Consider the following 3,094-nt stretch of genomic DNA (forward strand, 5'->3'; position numbering starts at 1 on the left):
TCGAAGTCACCGGCTTCCCGTGCCATTTGGGCGTAATAAACGACCTGGAACAGCAGATCGCCCAACTCGTCCTTGAGAGCAGCCATGTCGCCGCTTTCGATCGCATCGGCAACTTCATAAGCTTCTTCGATCGTGTGCGGCGCTATCGTGTGGAAGGTCTGCTCCAAGTCCCAAGGGCAGCCGCCGTCGGGATCGCGAAGGCGGGCCATGACCTCGAGAAGGCGATCTATATTTCCGGACATAAGGGATGATCTTGCCGCAGCGGATGGGAAGGAACGACCTTAGCGGACATGGAAGCGGCTGCAAACCCCAAGCTTTGATGTAGAGGCTATAATTTATATTATGGAAATTAATGATGGAATATAACGACATGTGGCTTGACCAGGCTGTCTTTTTGCCCCAAGGTTAGTGAATTCGGAATTCCGAATTCACTAACTGAGTCGAGACGTTTCGCCATGACGCCCATAGCCACCCAGCCGGTTCTCATCGATCAGGTCTACCAGCGGCTTGTGGAATCGATAGCCGACGGAAGCCTGCTTCCCGGCAGCCGTATTCGGCAGGAAGAGCTTGCTGAATGGCTGGGCGTGTCGCGGCAACCGGTAAGTCATGCGCTTCAACTCCTCAAGCATCAGGGCCTCCTGACCGAGAGCGGCAAACGAGGTCTGACCGTCGCGCCGCTGGATGCCGGCAGGATCGTGGATCTGTATCAGGTCCGGACATCTCTGGACGCCCTCGCCGCCCGTCTCGCAGCGCAGCGTTGCGCAGCCGGTTCGGCGAATGCGGCTCTGCGGCGTCAACTCGAAGAATCGTTGGAAAACGGAGCGTCGCTGAAACCGGATCGTTCGGCGGCAGCATTCATTCAGGCAGACGTCGACTTCCATACGACCATCTACCGCCTGTCCGGAAACTCCGCGATCGAGGAAACCGTAGCGGCCCAGTGGCCGCACCTCAAGCGGTCGATGGGTGTGGTTCTCGACAACCCGGATGAGCGTCTTCTGGTCTGGCATGAACATGCGGCCATCGTCCGCTTCATTCTTGCCGGCGATGCGCAGCATGCCGAAGCGGCGGCCCACGATCATACCAGCCGGGCTGGTACGGAAACGGCGAAGCGCCTCGCCGACCTGATCAGCAATGAGGCGGCTTGAGAACTCCAAGAATCTGAAAACAAGGGTCGCCAAAGATAGACCCATTTTACGGAGGGAACGACAATGAAACTGACAGCAGAACAGCTCGCGAAGTTCGAAGAAGAAGGCTACATCTTCTTGCCGGAATGTTTTTCTCCGGAGGAAGTCGAGGTTTTGAGAACCGAAGCCGAGAGCATTTATCATTCCGACCGGAAAGAAGTCTGGCGCGAGAAAAGCGGTGCGCCCCGTACCGCCTTCGCCGCCCACACCTATAACGAAGCATTTCGGATCCTGGGGGCTCACCCACGCCTGATCGAGCCGGTGGAGCAGTTCTTCGGAGAACAGCTTTACATGCATCAGTACAAGATCAACGCAAAGGCCGCGTTCGACGGCGAAGTCTGGCAGTGGCACCAGGATTATGGAACATGGGCCAGGGACGACGGCATGCCGGACCCCCGGGCCATGAACATCTCGGTGTTCATCGACGAGGTCATGCCGATCAACGGGCCGCTGATGCTGATTCCCAGGAGCCACAAGCACGGCACGCTGGCTGCGGGTCACGATAAGCAGACGACTTCGTACCCGCTCTGGACCTTGGAGCATGATACGGTCAGCCGGCTGGTCGACGAAGGCGGTATCGTGGCGCCGACCGGCAAGCCGGGTTCGGTACTGATGTTCCACGGCAATCTGGTCCATGGCTCCGCGGGTAACATAACCCCCTACCCTCGCAAGATCGTCTACCTGACGCTCAACTCGGTTTCGAACTACATCCGCAAGCCGACGCGTCCGGAATGGATCGCCCATCAGGACTTCACGCCGATCCAGACCGTTCCGGACGATGCGCTGCTCGACTATGCGCGGTCGCACCGGCTGGCGGCGGAGTAGATCATGAACCTCCACCAACTCCTTAAGGAGCGTGTAGCGGCGGGGCGACCGGTACGGGTCGCCCTGGTCGGCGCCGGCAAGTTCGGTTCCATGTTCCTGTCGCAAGTCCCGACGACCGCCGGTCTGGAAATCGCCGTGATCGCCGATCTCGATCCTGAGCGGGCACGGAATGCCTGTCGGCAGGTCGGTTGGGACGAAGGCCGGATCGAGCGGACTGCGTTCGTCACCTCGGGCGCCGAAGCCTGCGGTCATCCGGAGGTCGAGGTGGTCGTAGAATCGACCGGCTCGCCAGCGGCCGGTATCGCACATGCCAAAGCGGCGATCGCCGCCGGTAAGCATATCGTCATGGTGAATGTCGAAGCCGATGTATTGGCGGGACCTCTGCTGGCGGAGGAAGCCCGGTCCAAAGGCGTCGTCTATTCGATGGCTTACGGCGACCAGCCGGCCTTGACGTCCGAAATGGTGGATTGGGCACGGTCGTGCGGCTTTCATGTGGTCGCTGCGGGTAAAGGCACCAAGTATCTGCCGCTGTTCCATACCGTCACTCCCGACGATGTCTGGAGCCACTATGGGTTGACCGACGAGGAAGCCCGACAGGGCGGAATGAACGCCCAGATGTTCAACTCCTTCCTTGACGGCACCAAGTCGGCGATCGAGATGGCGGCTATCGCCAATGCCTGCGAACTTGACGTTCCGTCCGATGGATTACTGTTTCCCGCCTGCGGCGTCGATGATCTGCCTCACATCCTGCGTCCAAAGTCGGTGGGCGGCGTTCTGGAACGTGAGGGAATGGTCGAAGTCGTCTCGTCGCTGGAACGGGACGGCAGGCCGGTTTTCCGGGACCTCCGGTGGGGCGTCTATGTCGTTCTCAAGGCGCCGAACGATTACGCAAAGGCCTGTTTCAAGCAGTACGGGCTGAAGACCGACGACAGCGGCGTCTATGCCGCGATGTACAAGCCGTATCACCTGATCGGGCTCGAGCTTGGTATTTCAGTACTATCAGCGGCCTTGCGTCACGAGCCGACGGGTCAGACGCGCAGCTTCCGGGGCGATGTGGCGTCCGTCGCCAAGCGGCAGTTGAAGGC

Annotated in this window: 4 protein-coding genes; 3 read left to right on the forward strand and 1 reads right to left on the reverse strand. The window is 59.7% G+C overall.

Annotation, left to right across the window (positions count from 1 at the left end; all coding sequences use genetic code 11):
• The coding region (locus AC5JJ6_RS06310) for a MazG nucleotide pyrophosphohydrolase domain-containing protein (protein WP_496041224.1) at positions 1-242 on the reverse strand (242 nt) is incomplete at its 3' end.
• Between the two features lie 135 nt (positions 243-377).
• On the opposite strand from AC5JJ6_RS06310, the gene AC5JJ6_RS06315 reads away from it, so the two are divergent.
• The 3 genes from AC5JJ6_RS06315 to AC5JJ6_RS06325 all read left to right on the forward strand — a co-directional run.
• Positions 378-1,145, forward strand: a complete 768-nt coding sequence (locus AC5JJ6_RS06315) for a GntR family transcriptional regulator (RefSeq protein WP_496041225.1) — start codon at positions 378-380, stop codon at positions 1,143-1,145.
• A 63-nt stretch (positions 1,146-1,208) separates the two neighbouring features.
• Positions 1,209-2,009, forward strand: coding sequence for a phytanoyl-CoA dioxygenase family protein (locus AC5JJ6_RS06320; protein WP_496041226.1), 801 nt, complete (start codon positions 1,209-1,211; stop codon positions 2,007-2,009).
• A gap of 3 nt (positions 2,010-2,012) precedes the next feature.
• Positions 2,013-3,094 (forward strand): NAD(P)H-dependent oxidoreductase (locus tag AC5JJ6_RS06325; RefSeq protein WP_496041227.1); only part of this gene is annotated, 1,082 nt, incomplete at its 3' end.

This window comes from Skermanella sp. (assembly GCF_059503625.1).

Coding starts and splice junctions, on each gene's coding strand:
- AC5JJ6_RS06320 (WP_496041226.1), top strand. CDS start 1,209: ATGAAACTGACAGCAGAACAGCTCGCGAAGTTCGAAGAAGAAGGCTAC.